We start from the raw sequence: 21976 nt of genomic DNA on the forward strand, positions 1-21976 counted from the left end.
CCGCCACGTGGGCGGGCGACCGGGGCGCCTGGGAAGTGCGTGTCAGTGAGCCTTGTTGTAGGCCTCGAGGCCTTCCGCAGAGATGCGGCCGCGGTCGCTGACCGTGAAGCCGTTCGCCTTGAGCCACTCGCGGATCTCGCCGGTGTTCGACGAGCCGCGCGAACGACGGGCCGCGGGGCGGGCCGTCGAGGTGCGGGCAGAGGCCTTGCGCGCGTGGCCCACCCAGGGGGCGAACGCCTCGCGCAGCTCAGCGGCGTGCGCGGTGCTGAGGTCGATCTCGTAGCTCACGCCGTCAAGGCCGAAAGTCACGGTTTCCTCGGCGACGCCGCCGTCGATGTCGTCCACGAGAACAACCTGAACCTTCTGAACCATCGGACCCACCTTTCCACGCCACCTTTTACCATGTGCAGTTCTGGAGCATGCCCTATCCGGTGATCACATGTCAATTACAGCGCGCGAATGCGCGGGTGTGAAGAGAGAAATCGCCGCGGGCTACTTTTCCCCGCGTTCCGCCGCCTCGCGGTCCATTCGTTCCAGAGCGAGACGTTCGTCACGGTCTGCGCGCACGATCTTTCTCATCACGAACCAGAAGATGAGGCCCAGCCCGGCAGAAGGCACGAGGGCCGCCGCGCCTGCCCAGAACGTTTCCATCACGAGTTCCTCACGATTGCGGTCAGCCCTGCGGCTTGACGAGCGGGAAAAGAATCGTCTCGCGAACCCCGACACCCGTGAGCGCCATGAGCAGACGGTCGATGCCCATGCCCATTCCGCCCGACGGCGGCATGGCGTGCTCCATCGCGGCGAGGAAGTCCTCGTCGATGCGCATGGCCTCGTCGTCGCCTGCGGCGGCCAGGAGGGCCTGCGCCTCGAACCGCTGCCGCTGGATCACCGGGTCGACCAGCTCGGAGTAGCCCGTCCCCAGCTCGAAGCCACGGACGTACAGGTCCCACTTCTCGACCTGACCCTTCGCGGAGCGGTGGTCGCGCGTGAGCGGCGACGTCTCCACCGGGAAGTCGCAGACGAAGGTGGGCGCGAACAGGTGGTCGCCCACCTGGTGCTCCCACAGCACCTCGACGAGCTTGCCGTGGTTGATGAAGCGCTTGTTCCCGAGGTCGATACCGAGCCGGTCAGCCAGCTTCTCGAGGTGCTCCACCGATGTGTCCGAGGTGATCTCCTCGCCCAAGGACTGCGACAGCGACTCGTACATCCGCAGGCGCGGCCACTCGCCGCCCAGCTCGTACTCGCTGCCGTCGTGGAGAGTCACCGTGGTGCTGCCGAACACTTCCTGCGCGGCGGTCTGCACCAGGTCCTGGGTGAGGGCCCCGATGGTGTCGTAGTCGCCGTACGCCTCGTACGCCTCGAGCATCGCGAACTCCGGCGAGTGCGTGGAGTCGGCGCCCTCGTTCCGGAAGTTGCGGTTGATCTCGAAGACCTTCTCGACGCCGCCCACCACCGCACGCTTGAGGAAGAGCTCCGGCGCGATGCGCAGGAAGAGCTCGATGTCAAAGGCATTCATGTGGGTGGAGAAAGGACGCGCCGTCGCGCCGCCCGCCTGCGTCTGCAGCATCGGCGTCTCGATCTCGAGGAAGCCCCGACGGTGGAAATTCTCCCGTAGCGAGCGCACCACGCCTGCACGGACACGCACCATGTCACGGGCGGCGGGGCGGGCAATGAGGTCCACATATCGCTGACGGACCCGCGCCTCCTCCGAAAGGTCCTTGTGCAGCACCGGGAGCGGGCGCAGCGACTTGGCCGCCATGCGCCATTCGCCGGCGAAGACGCTCAGCTCTCCGCGGCGCGACGAACCGACCCGGCCGTGCACGAAGAGGTGATCTCCGAGGTCCACGTCGCTCTTGAAGTCCGCAAGGGATTCCTCGCCCACCTCGGCGAGGCTCAGCATCGCCTGAAGGCGATTTCCTTCGCCGTCCTGAAGCGTGACGAAGCAGAGCTTTCCGGTGTTGCGCAGGAAGACCACGCGCCCGGCCAGGCCGACGACGTCCTGCGTCTCCTGGCCCGCCTCGAGATGGCCGTACGCCTCGCGGACCGCGGCGATCGTGTGCGTCACAGGGACACCGACCGGGTACGCCTCGACGCCGCGCTCCAGCAGACGCTCGCGCTTCTCGCGCCGGATCCGCAGCTGCTCGGGCAGGTCGTCGGTCTCGGGCGCGTCGTCGGGCACGCCCGGCGTGCTGGGATCTGTGGTCACGCGCCAATCTTACCGAGGCGCTCCGGTGCACCCGGCCTCGCCGGGGCGTCAGGCGGGGCGCAGGTCCAGGGCCAGGTCGAGGATCGGCGCGCTGTGAGTGAGAGCACCCACGGACAGGTAGTCCACGCCCGTGCCGGCCACCTCGCGGGCCCGGTCGAGGGTGAGGTTCCCCGTGGCCTCCAGCTCGACGTGCGCGGGCACGCCGTCGCGCCCCTCGCGCTCGCGCACGGCGGTGACCGTCGCCGCGAGGACGGGCGTGGGCATGTTGTCGAGGAGCAGGAAGTCGGCCCCGGCGCCGATCGCCTCGAGCGCCTGAGCGGTGGTGTCGGCCTCGACCTGGACGAGGACGTCGGGGAACGTGGCGCGCACCGCCTCGATCGCGGCCCGCACGGAGCCCGCCGCCACGACGTGGTTGTCCTTGATCATCGCCACGTCGTAGAGACCCATGCGCTTGTTGGTGCCGCCTCCGGCCCGCACGGCGTACTTCTGCAGCGCCCGGAGCCCGGGGGTGGTCTTGCGCGTGTCGAGCACCTGGGCGCCCGTGCCGGCGAGCTCGCGCGACCACGCCGCCGCGGCGGTGGCCACGCCCGACGCCCGGCTCGCGAGGTTGAGCAGCGTCCGCTCCCCCACCAGCAGCACCTGCGTGCGGCCGCTGAGCGCGGCGAGCACCTGGCCCGTGGTCACCGGGGCACCGTCCTGCGCGTGGAACACCACCTCGGGCTCCGGCAGCCCCAGCCGCCCGGCCACCTGGCGCAGGACCTCCTCCACCACGACCAGCCCGGCCACGACGCCGTCGGCCCGCGCCACCAGGTCCGCGGTCCCCGTGGCCGACGCCGGGATGGTCGCCTGGGTGGTCACGTCCCGGCCCGGCGCGGGGCCCAGGTCCTCGTCGAGGGCGACCTCGACGACGTGGGCGACCCACGCGGGGTCCAGCCCCGGCTCGACCGTGGACGGGGCGGCGAAGACGGGCAGCGTGCCAGGAGTGCTCACGGGGCCACGGTAGCCGCTGCCGTCGACACGCGGTCCAGGACCCCGGCGAGAGTCGTGCGGGCACATAGCCTCACGTGGTGCGCATCGCGGTGATCGTCGACGGTCTCGAGTCCACCCGTCAGTTCCACGCCGACGACGGCCAGGCGATGGTCGATGCGGCAGCCATGCTCACTGCGATCGGCAAGCCGGTGTCGGTCGACGTCGTCCATGACGAAGAGTGTGCGCCTATCCTGTCCACCCTCCCGGACTCGGCGTACGACGCGATCGTCATCGCCTCGAACGCGCTCCGACACGCGGACGGCCGTGCAGCTGCAGCCGTCCGCCAGAACTCGGGGGCCATTACAGAGTTCCTCCGGCGCGGCCGGGGGCTCGTGCTGCTCCACCAGTACGCGACCGCCGACACGAACATCGCTCTGCCCGAGGGACCAGTTCTCAGCTTCGACAGGCGCCCCGCCGGACCGGCCCGGCCGGTGCCAGCAGATGCCGAGAGCACACTCCTGAACTACCCGTTCCCGATCGACCTCGCGACCGACCTGAGCACCGTGGGTCAGCTGGGTGAGCTGGGCTCGTGGCTGTCGGTGCCGAACACGTTGTTGCAGGAGTTCGAGACGGTGGTGCGTGGTGTCGACGGCGAGGCGCTCATGGCGGTGAGTGCCGAGCACTTCGCATGGCGCGTCGTCCACTCGGCGCTACCCCTCGACTGGCACGGGGCAACACGGTTGCTCGCGAACTGCATCGAGTTCGCCTGCACTGGCCTCCCCGACGTCATTCTCTGGCCCTCCGGCGCCCAGAGCCCTATGGCAGCCACACTCGGCCACCTGCGAAGGACGCACCGGGTAGGCGCGGACGACCCCGCCACACGCTGGCTGTCCCGACGACCTAGCCTCCACCTCGTGTCACCGGTCGATCGCAGCACCGCGGACTCCCTCGTGACAGCCACCCAACGCGGAGGTGTCGTTCTCGCAGCGGGCCCTGTGGACCGCCACGGGACAGTGCAGTTCACAGGTCGCGTCAGCGCGCGGGAGAGCATCCTCGCGCGCGACTTCTTCGCAGCGGACCCGGCAACCGCACTCCGGGCAGACACCCTGGACCCGTTCCCCACCCGGAACATCGTGGTCGCGGCGCGCCAGCTCCTCCGCAGCGCGCCAACCATCGTGACAGAGACCTGGGACCCGCGGCGGGACGCCGCATTGCACGCCCGCCTGGGGGCGCTCGTGTACGACGGGATGACGATGACGTCGGCCCTCGCGGTGCTGCAGGTGTTGTGCGCAGCCGACGCAGACATCTCGCTACGCCGAGACGTACTCGCCCGGGTCGCGCTCCTCGCGCCGGGCGACCCGATCTCCGACGTGCTCGTCAACGCGGGCAAGGTTGCCTTGGGAGAGGCCCCGATGGAGGTCTTCGTCGAGGAGATCAACCGCCTCGGTCCCGGAGAGGCCACCCCGCCCGACGCGCTGCGCATCCTGGACTGGATCGGCTTTCTGGTGCTCGTGCTGGAGGTCGCCGGCGGCCCCTCGCTCCGCCCCGCCGTCACGCGTCTGCTGGACCTGGCGGAGCCGGCGAGCACGGGAGATCTCTGGCTCAGTCACGAGGGGACCGCCACGGTTGCGCTGGCGGTGGCGGCTGCGGGCGGTGACCCTGCCCATCTCGGACGGGTGGCACGCGCGCTGGCGCGGCTCCGCGCCGAGTATCACGCGGCAACAGCCGATGGCGGTCACCTCAGCGCGGCCGCGCGGTACACGCAAGCCATCGCCGCCGTGGAACGCATCGCACCGCTGGTCCTGGACTCGCTGGCGCCAGTCGTCTCGGTGGCCGAGAGCCGTCCCGACACCGATCCTGGGCTGGCGGGAGAGCCCAGGTACGCCACCGCCCTCGCCGCCAGGAATCGTGAGCTTCTCGGTCAGCTGACTGACGAGCAGCGGAAGGCGCAGCGTCGCCTGCCCGTCTTTGTCGCAGGCGCGACACTCCTCTGGGTACTCGCCACCGCTCTCGCCGCCGCAGGCGTCGTCGCGATCGTCTGGTCGTGGCACTGGCCGGATATCGCGCAGCTCACAACAATTCCCGCCGCCCTTGCGTGGGCCGTTCTCGTCGGGACCATCGCTCGCGGGTTGGACCGGTTGGGAATCCTTCCGACCCGGCTGGGCCGTCTGGCAGACGCCATGACCACCGAAGCCAGGCGGCGCATCCGCGGATGACCTTACGATCCGAAACCTCCACCACCGGGCGTCTCGATCGTCAGGACGTCTCCTGGGTTGAGTTCCGCTCGTGCACAACCGGCAAGCACCTCGACCGTACCGTCCGCGCGGTGGACGACGTTCCGACCCAGCGCGCCGGGCATCCCGCCCTGTACACCGTACGGCGGTACGACACGGTGCCCCGAAAGGAGGCTCACGCTCATCGGCTCTCGGAACTCCAGGGCGCGGACGACGCCGTCACCGCCACGCCACCTGCCCGCGCCGCCCGAGCCCGCACGAATCGAGAAGTCCCGGACCAGGACCGGGAAGCGCGCCTCCAGCACCTCCGGATCCGTCAGCCGCGAGTTGGTCATGTGGGTCTGGACCGCCGATGCACCGTCAAACCCTTCACCAGCACCAGACCCTGACGCGATCGTCTCGTAGTACTGCCGCGTCCGGTCGCCGAACGTCAGGTTGTTCATCGTTCCTGACCCCTCGGCCTGCACCCCGAGCGCACCGTACAGGGCTCCGGTGATCGCCTGACTCGTCTCCACGTTCCCTGCCACCACGGCAGCTGGATGCTCTGGAGAGAGCATCGTCCCCGGCGGGATCACGATGGTCAGCGGACGAAGGCACCCGTCGTTGAGGGGGATGTCGTCGGCGACCAGCGTCCGGAAGACGTAGAGCACCGCAGCTGTCGCGACCGACGATGGTGCGTTGAAGTTGGTCGCGAGCTGCGGCGACGAGCCCGTGAAGTCGATCGTCGCTCGCCGTTCCGTAGGGTCCACAGTGACGCGGACAGCGATCACAGCGCCACTGTCGGTCTCATACCTGTACTCGCCGTCGGTGAGCGAGTCGATGACCCGCCTGACGGCCTCCGCCGCGTTGTCCTGGACGTGGCGCATGTAGGCCTGCACGACGTCGATCCCGAAGTGTTCGACCATCGCCTTGATCTCGTCAGCCCCCTTTGCGTTCGCGGCAAGCTGCGCGCGCAGGTCCGCCAAGTTGGTGTCCGCGTCGCGCGATGGGTACCGGGCCGAGGCGAGCAGCTCGCGCGTCTCACGCTCGCGGAGCACTCCGTCCTGCACCAGGAGCCAGTTGTCGAACAGCACGCCCTCCTCGTCGATCTCCCTGCTGTCCGCAGGCATCGATCCGGGCGTGATCCCGCCGATCTCGGCGTGGTGACCACGCGCCGCGACGTAGAAGAGGATCTCGGCTCCGTCGTCCGAGAACACCGGTGTGACCACCGTGATGTCCGGCAGGTGGGTCCCGCCGTGGAACGGGTCGTTGACCGCGTAGGAGTCACCAGGGCGCATCCCACCCCGGCGCCTCGCGATCACCTCTTTCACCGAGGTCCCCATGGAGCCGAGATGGACGGGGATGTGCGGCGCGTTCGCCACAAGATTGCCGACGGGATCGAACACCGCGCAGGAGAAGTCGAGCCTCTCCTTGATGTTCACCGACTGCGACGTCGCTTCCAGCCGCGCGCCCATCTGCTCGGCGATCGACATGAACAGGTTGTTGAAGATCTCGAGCATGACCGGATCGGCGGCGGCCTCCAGACGAGGCCTGTGGCGGGGCATCACACGTCTGACAATCAGGTGTCCGGTGTCCGTAGCCTCGGCCCGCCACTCGGGCTCGACGAAGGTCGTCGCGCTGGGCTCAGCGATGACGGCGGGCCCAAGGACGGCCTGACCGGGCTGCAGCGACTCGCGCAGGTACAGCGCACTTTCCTGCCACGCCCCGCTGGCAAACACCCGGACCGTGGCTACTGGCTCGGTCTCGCAGCCTGTCCCCTGATCACCTGCGTCCACGAACAGGTCGGGCTGCTTGCTCGGCGCTACTGCCTCAACCGCGACGGCCTCCGCCATCAAGGGCCGGTCGAGCAGGAAGGAGTATGTGGCGCGGTGTGCCCGCTCGAACTCAGCAACCATCGTGGCGACATCCGAGAACCGCACGGGAATCGTCGTGTCGGTGCCGTCGTAGCGCAGATGCACCTGAGTGGTGACCACGACCTCAGGTGACGTGCGATCGCCGTCGGGCCCCGACAGTTCTCCGGCGATCTCAGCGAGCAGCGAGCGCTCCAGGGCTGCTGCGGCCTCCCGGATCGTAGCCTGCGAGCCGGGGACGAGTGGCAGCTCGACTGCCCGCTCCCGCATGAGGGTGGTGTCAGCGAGGCCGATGCCAAGTGCTGACAGCACGCCGGCCATGGGCGGCACCAGGACTGTCTCGATCCCGAGACCGTCGGCGACCGCACACGCGTGCTGGCCTCCCGCACCGCCGAACGTCGTCAGCGCATATCGGGTGACGTCGTGGCCCTTGCGGACCGTGATCTTCTTGACCGCTCCTGCCATGTTCGCGACGGCGACCGCGAGGAAGCCCTCGGCGACCGCCTCGGGCGTGCGTCCGTCAGCGATCGCGGCGGCCAGCTCCGCGAACTTCTGCCGCACCACGTCGACATCGAGCGACTCGTCGCCCCGGGGCCCGAAGACCGCAGGGAAGTAATCCGGCTGCACGCGACCGAGCAGGACGTTCGCGTCGGTGACCGTGAGCGGTCCACCCGCGCGGTAGCACGCAGGGCCAGGAGCCGCTCCAGCAGAGTCGGGACCGACGCGGTATCGGCCCCCGTCGAAATGCAGGACGGAGCCGCCTCCCGCCGCGACGGTATGGATGTCGAGCATGGGCGCGCGAAGACGAACGCCCGCGACGGTCGTGTCAAAAACCCTGTCGAAGGCTCCGGCGTAGTGCGATACGTCGGTCGACGTCCCGCCCATGTCGAACCCGATGACCCGGTCGAGTCCGGCGAGCGCAGACATCCGCGCCATCCCCACGATGCCGCCGGCCGGACCAGAGAGGACGGCGTCCTTCCCGCGGAAGCGCTCGGCTTCTGCCAAGCCCCCGTTCGACTGCATGAATCGCAACGGCACGCCGCGCAACGCACCGGCGACATGGTTCACATAGCGGTGCAGGACTGGTGACAGGTAGGCGTCCACCACTGTGGTGTCGCCGCGCGCCACCAGCTTGACCAGGGAGCTCACCTCGCCCGACCGGGAAATCTGAGCGAAACCGATCTCCTCAGCCAGCTCCGCGATCGCCGCCTCGTGGGCAGGATGCAGGTGAGCATGAAGGCAGACGACAGCAACCGCTCGGAAGCCATCACCCAGGGCACGCTGCAGCTCGGGGGCGAGGGCCTCCAGGTCGGGCTCGCAAAGGACCTCGCCGTCGGCAGTGACCCGCTCGTCGACCTCGATGACATGGGAGTACAACGGCTCCGGGAGCACGATGTGACGGTCGAAGATCCGCGGGCGGTTCTGGTACGCGATGCGCAGGGCATCCCTAAAGCCCTTGGTCACGACCAGCACGGTCGGCTCACCGGCGCGTTCAAGAAGGGCGTTGGTGGCGACAGTGGTACCCATCCGAACCGCATCGATGGCTGACTCCGAGTCTCCGGCGCTCGCCAGGACGCGACGGATTCCGGCTACGGCCGCGTCGTCATACCGACTCGGGTCCTCGGAGAGCAGCTTGTGCGTCGACAAGCCACCATCAGGATGACGCGCCACGATGTCGGTGAAGGTGCCACCACGGTCGATCCAGAACTCCCAGCCCATGCGCTGAGCGTAGGCGGTTCGTCGTCACCGACCCCTCCAGGCAAGCCCGGCCGCCTCAGCGCAGCCGCACCGTGCCGTCGTCGGCCAGCGACACCAGAACCCGACGGGCCCAGTCCGCGTCCGTGGACGGGAAGTCCATGCGGTAGTGCCCGCCCCGGGTCTCGGTGCGCTCCCAGGCGGCGAGGGTGAGGGCCCGCGCGACCTGGTGCACGTTGGTGGTCTCCCACTCAGCGACCTGCGGCTCGGCCATGACGTCGGCGACGCGGTGCGCGTCGGGGCGTACGGCGGCGAGCCGCTCGTCCGCGGCCTCCAGCGACGCGGCCGAACGGATCACGCCGGACCCGCCGGACGTCACCTTCTGGATCCGCGACCGCGCGGCCGCGGCGACGAGGGCCGTGCCGCCGGGGCGGTCCACCGGCTCGGGGGTCGTGCGCAGCTCGCCGGCGGCGTACCGTCCGGCCACGTCGCGGGCCGCCCGGTAGGCGAAGACGAGCCCCTCCAGGAGCGAGTTGGACGCGAGGCGGTTCGCGCCGTGCACGCCGGTGCAGGCCACCTCGCCCACGGCGTACAGGCCCTCCACCGACGACCGCCCGTGCAGGTCGGTCACGACGCCGCCCGAGTGGTAGTGCTGGGCCGGCGCGACGGGCACCAGCTCCTCCGTCCAGTCGATCCCGTTCGCCAGCAGGCGTTCGGTGATCGTGGGGAACCGCTTGCGCAGGAAGCCGGCGCCGAGGTGCCGCGCGTCGAGCAGCACGTTGTCCGACGACGTCGCCGCCATCTGCCGCACGATCGCGTGCGCCACGACGTCGCGGGGCGCGAGCTCGGCCATCTCGTGGACGCCGGGCATGAACCGGCGGCCGTCGACGTCGAGCAGCAGGGCGCCCTCGCCGCGCACGGCCTCGGAGATCAGCGGGAGCTGCCCCTTGGCCCCGGACCCCAGCCACAGCACGGTGGGGTGGAACTGCACGAACTCCAGGTCGGCCAGGACCGCACCGGCCCGCAGCGCGGCAGCGATGCCGTCGCCGGTGGCACCCGCCGGGTTCGTGGACGACCGGAACACCTGCCCGATGCCGCCCGTCGCGAGGACCACCACGGGCGCGAGCACGGCACCTACGCCGTCGCGCGTACCGGTCCCTCGGACGTGCAGCGTCACACCGGCCACGGGGCGTCCGCCCTCGGCATCGGGCGCCCCGGTGAGGATGTCGATCACGAGGGCGTTCTCGACGACCTCGATGCCGGGGTCGTGCCGGACCGCCTCGATCTGCGCCACGAGCGCGCGGGAGATCTCCGCGCCGGTCGCGTCGCCGCCCGCGTGCGCGATCCGGTCCGCGTGGTGCCCGCCCTCGCGGGTCAGGGCGATCTCGCCGTCCCCGCCGACGTCGAACACGGCGCCGCGGGCCACCAGCTCTCCGACCCGCTCCGGGCCCTCGGTGACCAGCACCTTCACGGCGTCGGCGTCGCTCAGCCCGCCGCCTGCGGCGAGCGTGTCGGCGAGGTGCGCATCGGGCGAGTCCTCCGGGTGGAGGGCGGCCGCGATGCCACCCTGCGCCCAGACGGTGGACCCCGACGAGAGCTCCCCCTTCGTCACCAGCAGCACGCGCGGCACGCGCGTGCGCAGCTCCAGGGCGGCGGTGAGCCCGGCGATGCCGGACCCCACGACGATCGCGTCGACGGTCGTGGTCCAGCCCGGCGCGGGCGCTGCGAGGGCGCGCGCGAGGCGCGGCCACGGCGCCCCGGGGGCGGGCGCGCTCACCCGCGGCCCGCGGCGGTGCGCACGAGCCCCGCCGACTGGAAGGGCTCGATCGCGATGCCGCTCTCCTCGAGCCCGTACCCGTCGGGCACGTGGCCCGGCTCGTCGTGGACCTCGACGATGCGGTTGTTCTCGTCGACGAACACGACGTTCGGCAGGAAGGTGCGCGCGTCGTGGTCGGAGAGCAGGCCGTACGCGATGAGGATCACGACGTCGCCGGGGTGCACGAGGTGCGCGGCCGCACCGTTGATGCAGATCTGGCCCGAACCGGGCTCACCGGGGATCACATAGGTGGTGAGGCGGGACCCGTTCGTCACGTCGACCACGTCGACCTGCTGGCCCGGGATGAGGTCCGCGGCGTCGAGCAGGTCGGCGTCGACAGTGACGGACCCCACATAGTGCAGGTCCGCCTGGGTCACCGTCGCCCGGTGGATCTTCGCGATCATCATGGGTCGCTGCAGGGACGCGGGACGCTTCGCGGGGGCCGCGTGCGGGCCGGCGACGGACGAGAGGTGCTCGGTCACGGGGTTGCCTCCTGGCCGGTCAGAGGCACGACGGCCGGGGTCTCCGGCGCCGCGACCACGTCGACGGCCTGGTTGTCGATCAGTCGGGTGGTGCCCACGCGCGCCGCCACGAGGAGCAACGCCGGACCTGTACGGTCCGCCGGCACGTCCTCAACGGTATCCGGATCCACGAGAGCCAGGTAATCCACCACAACGCCCGGCGCCGCGTTCAGGATTCCCGACGCGGTCGCCAGGACGGCGGGGGCGCCCCCTCGGGGCCCGGCCTCCGCCCCTGCCCGCAGCGCGCGCGACAGGGCGAGCGCCTGCCCGCGCTCCTCGGGCGACAGGTAGGCGTTCCGGGAGGACATCGCCAGCCCGTCCGGCTCCCGGACCGTCGGCACGCCGAGGATCTCGACGTCGAGGTCGAGGTCGCGGACCATGCGCCGCACGGCGAGCAGCTGCTGGGCGTCCTTCTGCCCGAACAGGGCCACGTCGGGCCGGGTCAGGTGCAGCAGCTTCAGCACGACGGTCAGCACGCCGTCCATGTGGCCCGGGCGGTGGACACCCTCCAGCACCTGGCCGGCGCAGCCCGCGGAGACCCGCACCACGGGATCGCCGTCCGGGTACATCACGTCGGGCGTCGGGGCGAAGACCAGGTCCGCGCCGACCGTGCCGAGCTTGGCGACGTCGCCGTCGAGGTCGCGCGGGTACGTGTCGAGGTCCTCGCCCTTCCCGAACTGGAGCGGGTTCACGAAGATCGTCACCAGCACCTGGCCGTCGGGCCCTGCCTCGGCGCGCGCGCGCCGGACGAGCTCCAGGTGGCCGTCGTGCAGCGCGCCCATGGTCATGACGACTGCCCGGCGGGCAGGACCCCCGGCCGCGCCGGGCGAACCCAGGGTGGCCGCGAGGAGCGCGTCGCGCAGCTCCTCACGGGAGCTGACGACGGCCGGCGTCGGAGTGGTCATCGAGGGTTCCTTCCTGCGTGCGACTCGGGCCCGCCGAGCACGTCCAGCAGCGCCTGGGCCGCGGTGTCGTCGATGCGATGGCTCGCGAGCGCGCGGCGCGTGGCGCCGCGGGCGAGCTCCGTGTAGCTGTCAGGCACGTCGGTGGCGCCCGAGCGCGCAGCCAGCTCGGCCAGCACCGCCAGGTGCTCCTCGACGGTCCCCACGTCGCCCCGCGACACAGGGCCGGTCAGGGCCGAGATGGCTCCGGGCCCCACGCCCTCACGGGCGTCCGCGGCGCGCGTGGCGCTGTCGAGCGCCGCGCCGAGCAGCGGCTGCAGCACCCGTCCGGGTGCGGCGACCCCGGCCGCCTCGAGCGCCTGGGCGGCCTGTGCCACGAGCACGACCAGGTGGTTCGCGCCGTGCGCCAGGGCCGCGTGGTAGAGACCACGGGCCTCCTCGGCCACGACCACGGGCTCGCCGCCGATCTCGACCACGAGCGCCTGACCGATCGGCTGGACCACCGTGGGGGCCGTCACCGCGAACGTGCAGCCTTCCAGCCGGGCGAGGTCCAGCGACGTGCCGGTGAAGGTCATCGCCGGGTGGACGGCGAGCGGGATGGCACCAGCGGCCCGGGCCGGCTCCAGCACGCCGACGCCGAAGCGCCCCGACGTGTGGACCACCAGCTGTCCCGGCTGCCAGGCCCCCACCTCGGCGAGGCCCGAGACCAGGCCGGCCAGGGCGTCGTCGGGCACCGCGAGGAGGACCAGCTCCGCCCGCTCGACGACCTGCTCCACCTCGAGGACGGGCACGCCCGGCAGGAGCGTCGCGATGCGCTCGAGCGAGGCGTCGGAGATGCCGCTCGCCCCCACGACCGCGTGGCCCGTGGCCCGGAGCGCGCTGCCCAGCACCGCGCCCACCCGGCCCGCCCCGACGATCCCGACTCCCAGGCGGCCAGGCTTCCGCGGCTCGTTCGCGGTCATGAGGTCTCCATCCATCGTTCGGGTCCTGCGGCTGCCCGGGCGCTCCGGGCCCGCAGGGCCTGCTCGTCGAGCAGGCGCGCGGCGTCGGCCGCGTCGAGGTGGGGCGCTGCCGGGCTCACCGGACCGGGGGTCGAGTGCACCGTGAAGGTCGCGAGCCCCAGCCGTCGCTGCCACGGTCCCTGGGTCACGGCGAGCGACTGGGTGCGCTCGTGCGGCACCACGTCGAGCGCGCGCACGAGCCGGCCGCGGCGCAGCAGGAGGGCCCGGCCGGTCACGCTGAAGCCGTGCCGCCGCCAGGAGACCGGGTCGAGGATCCGAGCGCGGCGCGGGCTCCCGACGAACCGGCCGGCCGACGACGAGTCGCCCTCCAGGCCCTCGTCGAGCAGCGCGCGCGGCTCGTCCACGCCGAGTTCGGGCAGCACGAGCGAGAGCACCGCGAGCGCGTCCTCGCGCGTGCCGACGGGCAGCAGCACGGCGTTGGTCTCGTTCTTGTCCCCGTACCCCGCCACGTTCACCTGCACGCGCCACCAGTCCGGCCCGCGCCACAGGAGGCCCTGCGTGAGGCTCACGGCCTGCACGCGCCCGGGCGGGATGGTCTGTGCGCGGGTCTCGAGGAGACCGTGGCGCAGCCGGATCCCGTCCGCCGAGATCGCGACCCGGAAGTCGAACTCGCCCGTGAACCGGTTGAACAGGTACCCGCCACCGCCCAGAAGGGCGGGCAGCACGGAGAACGCGATGCCGATGCGGCCCGTCGTGATCACGAGGACCACGAGAGCCACCACGAAGACGAACGTGAAGATCGCGGCGCCGCTGCGCAGCAGCGACACGATCAGGCGCGCCGGCGGGACGGTCAGGACCGACTGCTCAGGCGCCTCCAGGAGCCCGGGACGTTCGAGGAGCTCGGGGGCGAAGCCCTGGTCCGCCGTCGGCTCGCCCGGGTGCACCACCCCGGGCACGTGGTCCGCTGCCTGGGCGGTGTCCACCGGACCGTCCGCACCCGCCGGGAGCGGGGCGTCCGCAGGGGGCCGCGCGCCGACGTCGGGCAGCGGCTCGCCGGTCCGGTGTGCCTTGAGGCCTGCCGCGCGCGCGAGGAGCTCGCCACGCAGGGCGCGCGCGTCGCCGTCGCGGAGGAAGCCGATCGCGATGCCGGAGTCGCTGCCGCCTGCGACCTCGAGCGTGAGCTCGCAGAGCCCGAAGAGGCGTGCGACGAGAGGCTGACGGATGTCGACCGCCTGGACCCGGTCCAGGCGGGCGTGGCGCTGCGTCCGGAACAGGACGCCCTTGCGCATGTGGACGGTGTCCTCGCCCACGGCGTACGACGTCATGCGCCAGGCGACGGCCGCGTAGCCGAAGCCGACCAGCGCCACCAGGACGATCGCTGCCGGCACGATCCACCAGAAGTCGCTGCGCAGGAGCTCGACGATGCCCCCGCCCCGTGCGGAGTCGTCGATGGACTGCTGGCCCACGACGAACAGCGCGGCGGCCAGGATCGTCCACCCGCGCACCACCGGGGTGATCGGGTGGACCCGGCGCCAGGCCAGGTCTTCCGCCGCCGGGGTGGTCACAGGCCCGCCAGACGGGCCTCGCCCCGCGAGGCGAGACGGTCGCGCAGGCGCGCCGCCTCGTCCGGCGGAAGGCCCGGGATCTGCGCGTCGGTGCCGACGGAGGCCGTGTGCAGCTGCACCTTGGCGAGCCCCAGCCTGCGGTCGAGCGGGCCGGCCTCGACGTCCACGTACTGCATCCGGCCGTACGGCACCACCGTGAGAGACCGGAAGAGGACGCCCTTGCGGATCAGCAGGTCGTCGTCGCGCTCGGCGTAGCCCAGGGCGTGCACCTGCCGCGGGACCACCCAGGCCGTGAGGGCCAGGATCGCGGCCGGGAAGCCGGCGAGCAGCCAGAACCACGGGGACACGGTGAAGGCCAGGGCTGCGCCTGCGAGCAGCGGGATGCCCAGCGTGATCGCGGCCGGGACCAGCCGTGCCGTCACGAGCCGCGGCGACACGCGGCTCCAGGTCACGTCCGGCGGTTCGAACGGGCTGGTCATGCCGTCATTCTCCCATCAAGAGGTCGCAGAGGGCAGGACCCTGCGGGAGGTACGCGTCACGCCGGGACCGTGGACTCCCCCGGCTCGCCGTCCCCACGCCGCCCGCCGTTGTCGTCGCCCGGGGGCGGGAGCTCGCAGAACCGCTCCACCACGAGCCCCACCCCGGCCAGGACGAGGGAGCACAGCACGGCGACACCTGCCGCGACGGCGCGGTCCCGCCGCGGCTCGATCGCCAGGTCGGGCAGCATCACGAGCACCTGGGCGAGGTACCAGCCGCTGAGCAGCGCCCCCGTGAGGGACGCCGCCTTGGCCAGCACGAGGGTACGGGCGGCCCGGAGGCCGTCCAGCGACGGCCGGTCGCCCCGCTGGTAGGCGCGGACGGCCCAGCCCAGACGAAGGGCGAGGCCGGCGAGCACGAGGATCGCGACGTCGACCACCCACGGCACGGGAGGCAGGTGGACCCCGCGCCCCTCGAGGGCCCGGAGCACCAACCACCCACCGACCGCTACGCCGACCAGCGCGAGCAGCAGCGTTCGGACCGGAGTTCTCCGCATGTCAGGCGTCGCGCCCTCGGCCGTCGTCCTGGCGGACCGGGGACCACGACGGCAGCGAGTCGACGACGTCCGCCGACCCGCCACCCGACGGGGCAGCAGGTGGCCCGCCGGGGACGCCGGTCACCAGACCGTCCGGCAACGGGATCACCGGGGGCTGCCCGGTGGCCTGGTTCACCGGGGGGAACAGGCCCTGCTGGGAAGCTCCCTGCGGGACCGTGCCGGGCTGAGGCGCTGCCAGTTGAGGCGCTGCCTGCTGAGGCGCTCCCTGCTGAGGCGCGCTCGGCCTGGTGGCCTGCAGGGCTGTCACGGGGGCGAACGAGGGCGCCATCACGGGCGAGCCCGGGTGGCTCATCGGTTCGGAGGTGACGTCCTGGTGGGCCGTCTCGCGGACCGCCATCGGCACGGGCGGGGCCTGCGGCAGGGACGACGCCGGGGGCTGCGGGGCAACCGTCGCGGCCGGCGGCGCCGGGACGAACGCCTCCTGCGGCGCGGGGACGGTCCCTCCCGCCGGATAGGCCTGCGAGGCTCGCGTCGGGAGACCCGAGGACGCGAGACCCGGGTCTCCGGCGCCCTGCGGGCTGACCGGCACGGAACCGGGCACCGCCGGTGCGACGGGGCCGCTCGTGTGGATCTGCGGGTGTGCCGGCGAGCCGGTCACGAACGCCTGCGGGAGGCTGACCGAACCGCTCGAGTAGCCCTGCGGGTGACCGCCCGGCTCGACCACCGGCGGCATCGGGACGACGGCCGACTGCTGGACAGGGGCCTGAGCCGGGGGCGCTACCTGCGCCGAGGCCTGAGGCTGCTGGTGATGGGGCTGCTGGTGATGGGGCTGCTGGGCCGGTGCCTGCGCCGTGGCGGGCACCGGCGCGACGGTGTTCGTCGGTACCTCGGCCGGGGAGGGCGCTGCGCCACCGCCGTCGGATGCTGCGGACTCGGGGTCGGTCAGCCAGTCCAGGGCGAGCCAGCGGATGCCGGACCTGTCCGGGGCCGTCGCGGCCAGCGCCGCGACCGGGCCGCCGCCGAGGCCGGGGAGCACCGCGTCCGGCTCCACCTGGGACCAGGGCTCCAGCACGAAGGCGCGCTCGTGCGCACGCGGGTGCGGGAGCTCGAGGTCGTCGGCCGTCGCGGTCAGGGTGCCGTACACGATGAGGTCGATGTCGAGCGTGCGGGGCCCCCACCGCTCGTCGCGGACACGTCCGTGCGCCGCCTCGACCGTCTGGCAGGCCCGCAGCAGGTCGCGGGCCGACAGCGTGGTCCTTGCCAGGAGCACCGTGTTCAGGAAGTCGGGCTGGTCGGGACCGCCGACGGCGGCCGTCCGCGCCAGCGGCGACACGTCGGTGACCTCCAGGCCTGCCACCCGGTCCAGATCCGTCACCGCGGCACGCAGGGTCGCCTGGGGGTCGCCCAGGTTGGCCCCCAGCGCCAGCACCACGTCGACCCAGCCCGCGGGGACCTCGTCCATCCGGTCGTGCGGGCGCCCCTCGTGCTCGGCGTCGGCGGTCGCCTCGGGGGCGCCCGTCACCTCCGCGGGGGCGGGCTCGGCCGCCGGCTCCCAGACCGGGGACTGCACGCTCGCCCAGTACTCCTCGGCGGAGGGCTCCTCCTGCCGCGGCTGCTCGTGACGCGACTCCTCGCGGTGGTCCTCCTGCTGCGCGGGCTGCTGCTCGAAGGAGGGCTGCACGGAGGGCCGCTCCGCATAGAGAGCCTGCTCCGGGTACGGCTGCTGCTCGTACTGCTGCTCGTGCCGCTCGGCCGCGGCGGGCTGCTCCGCGAACGCGGGCTCGGCGTAGGCCGGCTGCTCGTAGGCGGGTTCCGCGTAGGCCGGCTGCTCGGAGAACACCGGCTGCTCCGCGAACGCGGGCTCCGCGTACGAGGCCTGCTCCGGGTAGGCCTCGTCGGCGTACCGCTCGCCGTAGCCCCCGGCAGGAGAGCTCTCCACGGGCGACGTCTCGGCGGGACCTTGCAGGTCGTCGGACGCGCCCTGCTCCGAGGCGAGCGGCGGCGCCGCAACCACGGGCGCCCGGTTCCGGTCGCGACGGATGGAGACCTCGACGTCGCTGAACGCGACGGGGATCGGGGCGTGCGGCTTGTGCACCGTCACATCCACCGTGTGGACCTGCGGGCGGACGAGCACTGCTGCCGCGATGCGCTCCGCGACGGTCTCGATGAGGTCCGCCGGGTCACCGGACAGCACCGCGTGCACGTCCTGCGCCACGTCGGCATAGCTGATCGTGTCCTCGAGGCGGTCCCCCGCGGCCGCCGCCCGCGTGTCGACGTGGAGAACCACGTCCGCGCGAAACTCCTGGCCCGTGGCACGCTCCGACGGGAGGACCCCGTGGTTGCCACGGGCACTGACTCCCGTGAGCCGGATCTGGTCGAGCGGCAGCCCGTCCGGTGCTGGGACGCTGGCACCAAAGGCGATGGTCACCGTGGTCTCCCCCCGTCGTCGTTGATTGCCTTCGCATCCTGCCAGGTCGGTGCAAGCCCTTCCGAGCCCGAGACGTCCGATGTGTCCTTGCCCACAGGCGAAACCGTGTCCTGAGCGGCCGTCCAAGCGGCTGCCACCCGGACCGCGTCCGCGCTCGCGCGCACGGTGTGCACGCGCACGCACCAGGCGCCGGCCGCGGCCGAGAGCGCCGACACGGCGGCCGTGGCGTCGTCCCGCGCGCGGGGCGGCGCGGGGTCCCCCGAGGTGTCGGCCAGCAGGTGCCCCAGGAAGCGCTTGCGCGACGCGCCGACGAGCACCGGCCGGCCCAGCGCGTGCAACGCGTCGAGGTGCGCGAGCAGCGGCCAGTTCAAGGCCCCCGCCTTCGAGAAGCCGAGGCCCGGGTCGAGGACGACCTGGTCCTCGCGCACGCCGGCCGCGAGGAGGGCGTCCAGCCGGGCGGAGAGCTCGTCGCGGACGTCGGCCACGACGTCGTCGTACACCTCGAGCTGGTCCATCACGTCGGCATGGCCACGCCAGTGCATCGCCACGTACGCGACTCCGGTCTCGGCCACGGTCCGTCCCATGGCGGGGTCTGCCAGGCCGCCCGAGACGTCGTTCACGAGGCGGGCGCCCGCGGCGACGGCCTGCTCGGCCACCTGCGCGCGCGTGGTGTCCACGCTCACGACAGCGCCGTGCGCCGCGAGGCGGCGGATCACCGGCAGGACCCTCGCGAGCTCCTGCTCCACCGGCACGCGGCTCGAGCCCGGCCGGGTCGACTCCCCGCCCACGTCGAGCAGGTCCGCGCCCTCGCCGAGCAGCTCGAGACCGTGGGCCACGGCGGCGTCGGGCTCGAACCACTCGCCCCCGTCGGAGAACGAGTCGGGGGTCACGTTGACCACGCCCATCACGAGCGCGCGGCCCCTGGCCGACAGCTCCGGGAGACCGGCGACAGCCACGTCCCGGGCGCTGCCGGGCCGCACCGTCGAGGCCTCGCTCATGAGGGAGGTCACCGCCCGAGGATGAGGCTCATCGCCTCGGCGCGGGTCGCGACGTCCCGCATGACGCCGCGGACGGCGGACGTCACCGTCCGCGAGCCGGGCTTGCGGACACCACGCATGGACATGCACAGGTGCTCGCACTCGACCACGACGAGCACTCCCCGCGGCTCGAGGAGCTCGACGAGCGAGTCGGCGATCTGGGTGGTCATCCGCTCCTGGACCTGCGGCCGCCGTGCGTACACGTCGACCAGGCGCGCGAGCTTGGACAGGCCGGTGATCCGGCCGTCCTCGTTCGGGATGTACCCCACGTGCGCCACGCCGTGGAACGGCACCAGGTGGTGCTCGCACGTCGAGTAGACCTCGATGTCCTTGACCAGCACCATCTCCTCGTGACCGAGGTCGAAGGTGGTGGTCAGCACGTCGCCCGGCTCCTGGCGGATCCCGGCGAAGATCTCCTCGTAGGCGCGGGCCACGCGCGCGGGCGTCTCGCGCAGGCCCTCACGCTCGGGGTCCTCGCCGACCGCGAGCAACAGCTCGCGGACGGCGGCCTCGACCCGGACGGCGTCGTACGGCGGCACCTCGGCCGGAGGCCGCCCGGCCACCGACACGGGATCGATCGTCTCGCGCGAGGTCATCCGTCGACCGTCCCAGGGCCCTCGACCGCGCCCGGCGTCGCGTCCTGCCCGGGGATGTAGGCGGAGTCGACGACCGCCTCGTCCTGCGGGACCTGCGGGCTGCCGTTCGAGGCAGCCTTCTCGGTCGGCGTGAGGACGGGTCCACGCGTGTGGACGGTGCGCTGCTCGCTCGAGAGCCAGACGTCACGGGCGGGGCGCTTCTCGACCGCCGAGAACACCTCCGCCAGCTCGGCCTGGTTCAGCGTCTCCTTCTCCAGCAGGCGCAGCACGAGCTCGTCAAGCACCTCGCGGTACTGGGTGAGCACCTCCCACGCCTCGTCGTGCGCCGCCTCGATGAGCACGCGGACCTCGCTGTCCACCGTGCCGGCGACGGCCTCGGAGTAGTCGCGCTGGTGCCCCATGTCGCGGCCGAGGAACGGCTCGCCGGCGCTCGTGCCGAGCTTGATCGCCCCGACCCGCCCGCTCATGCCGTACTCGGTGACCATCCTGCGCGCGATGGCGCTGGCCTTCTCGATGTCGTTGCTGGCGCCGGTCGTGGGGTCGTGGAACACGATCTCCTCGGCCACCCGCCCGCCCATCGCGTACGCGAGCTGGTCGAGCAGCTCGTTGCGCGTGGTGGAGTACTTGTCCTCCATCGGCATCACCATCGTGTAGCCGAGGGCGCGACCGCGCGGCAGGATCGTCACCTTGGTGACCGGGTCGGTGTACCGCATCGCCGCGGCGACCAGGGCGTGACCACCCTCGTGGTACGCCGTGATCTTCTGCTCCTTGACGTTCATGACCCGCGTGCGCTTCTGCGGGCCTGCGACCACCCGGTCGATGGCCTCGTCGAGCGCACGGTCGTCGATCAGCTGCGCACCGCTCCGGGCCGTGAGCAGCGCGGCCTCGTTGAGGACGTTCGCCAGGTCGGCGCCGGTGAAGCCGGGCGTCCGGCGGGCCACGGCCCCCAGGTCGACCGCCGGGACCATCGGCTTGCCCTGGGCGTGGACGCGCAGGATCGCCTCGCGGCCCTTGAGGTCAGGGGCCTCCACCGCGACCTGGCGGTCGAAGCGACCGGGACGCAGCAGCGCGGGGTCCAGGATGTCGGGCCGGTTGGTGGCGGCGATGAGGATGACGTTCGTCTTGACGTCGAAGCCGTCCATCTCGACGAGGAGCTGGTTCAGCGTCTGCTCCCGCTCGTCGTGACCGCCGCCCATGCCGGCGCCGCGGTGGCGGCCCACCGCGTCGATCTCGTCGACGAAGATGATCGCCGGGGAGTTCTGCTTGGCCTGCTCGAAGAGGTCGCGCACACGGCTCGCGCCGACGCCCACGAACATCTCGACGAAGTCCGAGCCGGAGATCGAGTAGAACGGCACGCCGGCCTCGCCGGCCACGGCCCGCGCGATGAGCGTCTTGCCCGTGCCGGGCGGGCCGTAGAGCAGCACGCCCTTGGGGATCTTGGCGCCCACGGCCTGGAACTTGGCCGGCTCGGCCAGGAACTCCTTGATCTCCTGGAGCTCCTCCACCGCCTCGTCAGCACCCGCGACGTCCGAGAACGTCACCTGCGGCGTGTCCTTGGTGATCAGCTTGGCACGCGACTTGCCGAAGCCCATCACGCGCGACCCGCCACCCTGCATGCGGGAGAACAGGAACCAGAAGATGAGCCCGATGATGATGAACGGGATCATGATCTGGAGCAGCGACGACAGGAAGCTCGGCCGGGGCACCTCGGAGTTGAAGCCGTCGGCAAGGTCGGCGGACGAGACCGCCTCCACCACGCGCTCGCCCTGCGGCGCCACGTAGTAGAACTCGACCAGCTTGCCGTGCTCCACCTCGCGGGAGTCTTCGCCCTCGCCCTCGGTGGTGGTGAATTCCTTCGACAGCTCCAGCTCGACGCGCTGTTCTGTGTCCACGATCAGGGCGCTGGTGACCGTGTCGCCGTCCAGGAGCTCGAGCCCCTCGGACGTGTCGATCCGGGACACCCTCGGGCCCTGCAGGGTGGTGAAGGCCAGGACGATGAGAATCAGCGCGGCCACGACCCAGATCAGGGGCCCGCTGAGGATCTTCTTGATGTTCATCGGCGACGGGGACTACTCCCCGCATCCCTCCGCTCGCGCAACGTCTGTCCGTCGAAACTACACGCTGAGCCTGTGAGGAAGCCTGCCGTTGCGCTCAGCGCGTAG

At 72.0% G+C, this 21976-nt stretch carries 17 protein-coding genes; 1 reads left to right on the forward strand and 16 read right to left on the reverse strand.

Going from position 1 to position 21976, the window contains the following annotated elements; all coding sequences use genetic code 11:
* Positions 1-42 precede the first annotated feature (42 nt).
* The 4 genes from D1350_RS12255 to nadC form a co-directional block, all read right to left on the reverse strand.
* Positions 43-372 (reverse strand): histone-like nucleoid-structuring protein Lsr2, encoded by a 330-nt coding sequence (locus D1350_RS12255; protein WP_125776275.1) that lies wholly within the window; start codon positions 370-372, stop codon positions 43-45.
* A 120-nt stretch (positions 373-492) separates the two neighbouring features.
* Entirely contained in the window at positions 493-651 is a 159-nt protein-coding gene (locus D1350_RS23755) for a hypothetical protein (protein ID WP_164545152.1), read from the reverse strand.
* A gap of 22 nt (positions 652-673) precedes the next feature.
* Positions 674-2206, reverse strand: coding sequence for a lysine--tRNA ligase (lysS, locus tag D1350_RS12260; RefSeq protein ID WP_240644065.1), 1533 nt, complete (start codon positions 2204-2206; stop codon positions 674-676).
* A gap of 48 nt (positions 2207-2254) precedes the next feature.
* Positions 2255-3196: a carboxylating nicotinate-nucleotide diphosphorylase gene (gene nadC, locus D1350_RS12265; protein WP_240644066.1), complete on the reverse strand. Its 942-nt coding sequence runs from the start codon at positions 3194-3196 to the stop codon at positions 2255-2257.
* A gap of 77 nt (positions 3197-3273) precedes the next feature.
* Between nadC and D1350_RS12270 the strand changes: the two genes are divergently transcribed.
* Positions 3274-5391 (forward strand): hypothetical protein, encoded by a 2118-nt coding sequence (locus D1350_RS12270; RefSeq protein ID WP_125776277.1) that lies wholly within the window; start codon positions 3274-3276, stop codon positions 5389-5391.
* Positions 5392-5393: 2 nt separating this feature from the next.
* On the opposite strand, the gene D1350_RS12275 is transcribed toward D1350_RS12270, so the two are convergent.
* From D1350_RS12275 to ftsH, 12 genes are all read right to left on the reverse strand, one after another.
* Entirely contained in the window at positions 5394-8978 is a 3585-nt protein-coding gene (locus tag D1350_RS12275) for a hydantoinase B/oxoprolinase family protein (protein ID WP_125776278.1), read from the reverse strand.
* A gap of 55 nt (positions 8979-9033) precedes the next feature.
* Positions 9034-10731 carry an L-aspartate oxidase gene (locus D1350_RS12280; protein ID WP_125776279.1) on the reverse strand — a complete coding sequence of 566 codons (1698 nt, stop codon included), beginning with the start codon at positions 10729-10731 and terminating at the stop codon, positions 9034-9036.
* Positions 10728-11177, reverse strand: a complete 450-nt coding sequence (gene panD, locus D1350_RS12285; RefSeq protein ID WP_125776419.1) for an aspartate 1-decarboxylase — start codon at positions 11175-11177, stop codon at positions 10728-10730. Before panD ends, D1350_RS12280 begins: the two co-directional genes overlap by 4 nt.
* Before the next feature lie 71 nt (positions 11178-11248).
* Positions 11249-12196 (reverse strand): pantoate--beta-alanine ligase, encoded by a 948-nt coding sequence (panC, locus tag D1350_RS12290; RefSeq protein ID WP_125776280.1) that lies wholly within the window; start codon positions 12194-12196, stop codon positions 11249-11251.
* Entirely contained in the window at positions 12193-13155 is a 963-nt protein-coding gene (locus D1350_RS12295) for a Rossmann-like and DUF2520 domain-containing protein (protein ID WP_125776281.1), read from the reverse strand. The genes panC and D1350_RS12295 overlap by 4 nt, the downstream gene beginning before the upstream one ends.
* A complete protein-coding gene (locus tag D1350_RS12300; RefSeq protein ID WP_125776282.1) occupies positions 13152-14720 on the reverse strand; it encodes a PH domain-containing protein in 1569 nt (522 codons plus the stop codon). The genes D1350_RS12295 and D1350_RS12300 overlap by 4 nt, the downstream gene beginning before the upstream one ends.
* A complete protein-coding gene (locus D1350_RS12305) occupies positions 14717-15199 on the reverse strand; it encodes a PH domain-containing protein (RefSeq protein ID WP_125776283.1) in 483 nt (160 codons plus the stop codon). The genes D1350_RS12300 and D1350_RS12305 overlap by 4 nt, the downstream gene beginning before the upstream one ends.
* Positions 15200-15255: 56 nt before the next feature.
* Positions 15256-15753, reverse strand: coding sequence for a DUF3180 domain-containing protein (locus tag D1350_RS12310; protein ID WP_125776284.1), 498 nt, complete (start codon positions 15751-15753; stop codon positions 15256-15258).
* 1 nt (position 15754) lies between these two features.
* The gene (gene folK, locus D1350_RS24130) at positions 15755-18181 is read right to left on the reverse strand and encodes a 2-amino-4-hydroxy-6-hydroxymethyldihydropteridine diphosphokinase (protein WP_206074521.1); all 2427 of its coding nucleotides are present in this window, start codon (positions 18179-18181) and stop codon (positions 15755-15757) included.
* On the reverse strand, positions 18178-19179 hold the full coding sequence (folP, locus tag D1350_RS12325) for a dihydropteroate synthase (protein ID WP_125776420.1): 1002 nt from the start codon (positions 19177-19179) through the stop codon (positions 18178-18180). Before folP ends, folK begins: the two co-directional genes overlap by 4 nt.
* A gap of 8 nt (positions 19180-19187) precedes the next feature.
* Positions 19188-19814 (reverse strand): GTP cyclohydrolase I FolE, encoded by a 627-nt coding sequence (folE, locus tag D1350_RS12330; RefSeq protein ID WP_125776285.1) that lies wholly within the window; start codon positions 19812-19814, stop codon positions 19188-19190.
* Positions 19811-21871, reverse strand: coding sequence for an ATP-dependent zinc metalloprotease FtsH (gene ftsH / locus D1350_RS12335; protein WP_125776286.1), 2061 nt, complete (start codon positions 21869-21871; stop codon positions 19811-19813). The genes folE and ftsH overlap by 4 nt, the downstream gene beginning before the upstream one ends.
* Positions 21872-21976: the final 105 nt, after the last annotated feature.

The organism is Antribacter gilvus (genome assembly GCF_003946865.1).
GTDB lineage: Bacteria > Actinomycetota > Actinomycetes > Actinomycetales > Cellulomonadaceae > Antribacter > Antribacter gilvus.

Coding starts and splice junctions, on each gene's coding strand:
- D1350_RS23755 (WP_164545152.1), bottom strand. CDS start 651: ATGGAAACGTTCTGGGCAGGCGCGGCGGCCCTCGTGCCTTCTGCCGGG.
- panD (WP_125776419.1), bottom strand. CDS start 11,177: ATGATGATCGCGAAGATCCACCGGGCGACGGTGACCCAGGCGGACCTG.
- D1350_RS12295 (WP_125776281.1), bottom strand. CDS start 13,155: ATGACCGCGAACGAGCCGCGGAAGCCTGGCCGCCTGGGAGTCGGGATC.
- D1350_RS12305 (WP_125776283.1), bottom strand. CDS start 15,199: ATGACCAGCCCGTTCGAACCGCCGGACGTGACCTGGAGCCGCGTGTCG.
- D1350_RS12255 (WP_125776275.1), bottom strand. CDS start 372: ATGGTTCAGAAGGTTCAGGTTGTTCTCGTGGACGACATCGACGGCGGC.
- folP (WP_125776420.1), bottom strand. CDS start 19,179: ATGAGCGAGGCCTCGACGGTGCGGCCCGGCAGCGCCCGGGACGTGGCT.
- ftsH (WP_125776286.1), bottom strand. CDS start 21,871: ATGAACATCAAGAAGATCCTCAGCGGGCCCCTGATCTGGGTCGTGGCC.
- D1350_RS12275 (WP_125776278.1), bottom strand. CDS start 8,978: ATGGGCTGGGAGTTCTGGATCGACCGTGGTGGCACCTTCACCGACATC.
- D1350_RS12310 (WP_125776284.1), bottom strand. CDS start 15,753: ATGCGGAGAACTCCGGTCCGAACGCTGCTGCTCGCGCTGGTCGGCGTA.
- folE (WP_125776285.1), bottom strand. CDS start 19,814: ATGACCTCGCGCGAGACGATCGATCCCGTGTCGGTGGCCGGGCGGCCT.
- panC (WP_125776280.1), bottom strand. CDS start 12,196: ATGACCACTCCGACGCCGGCCGTCGTCAGCTCCCGTGAGGAGCTGCGC.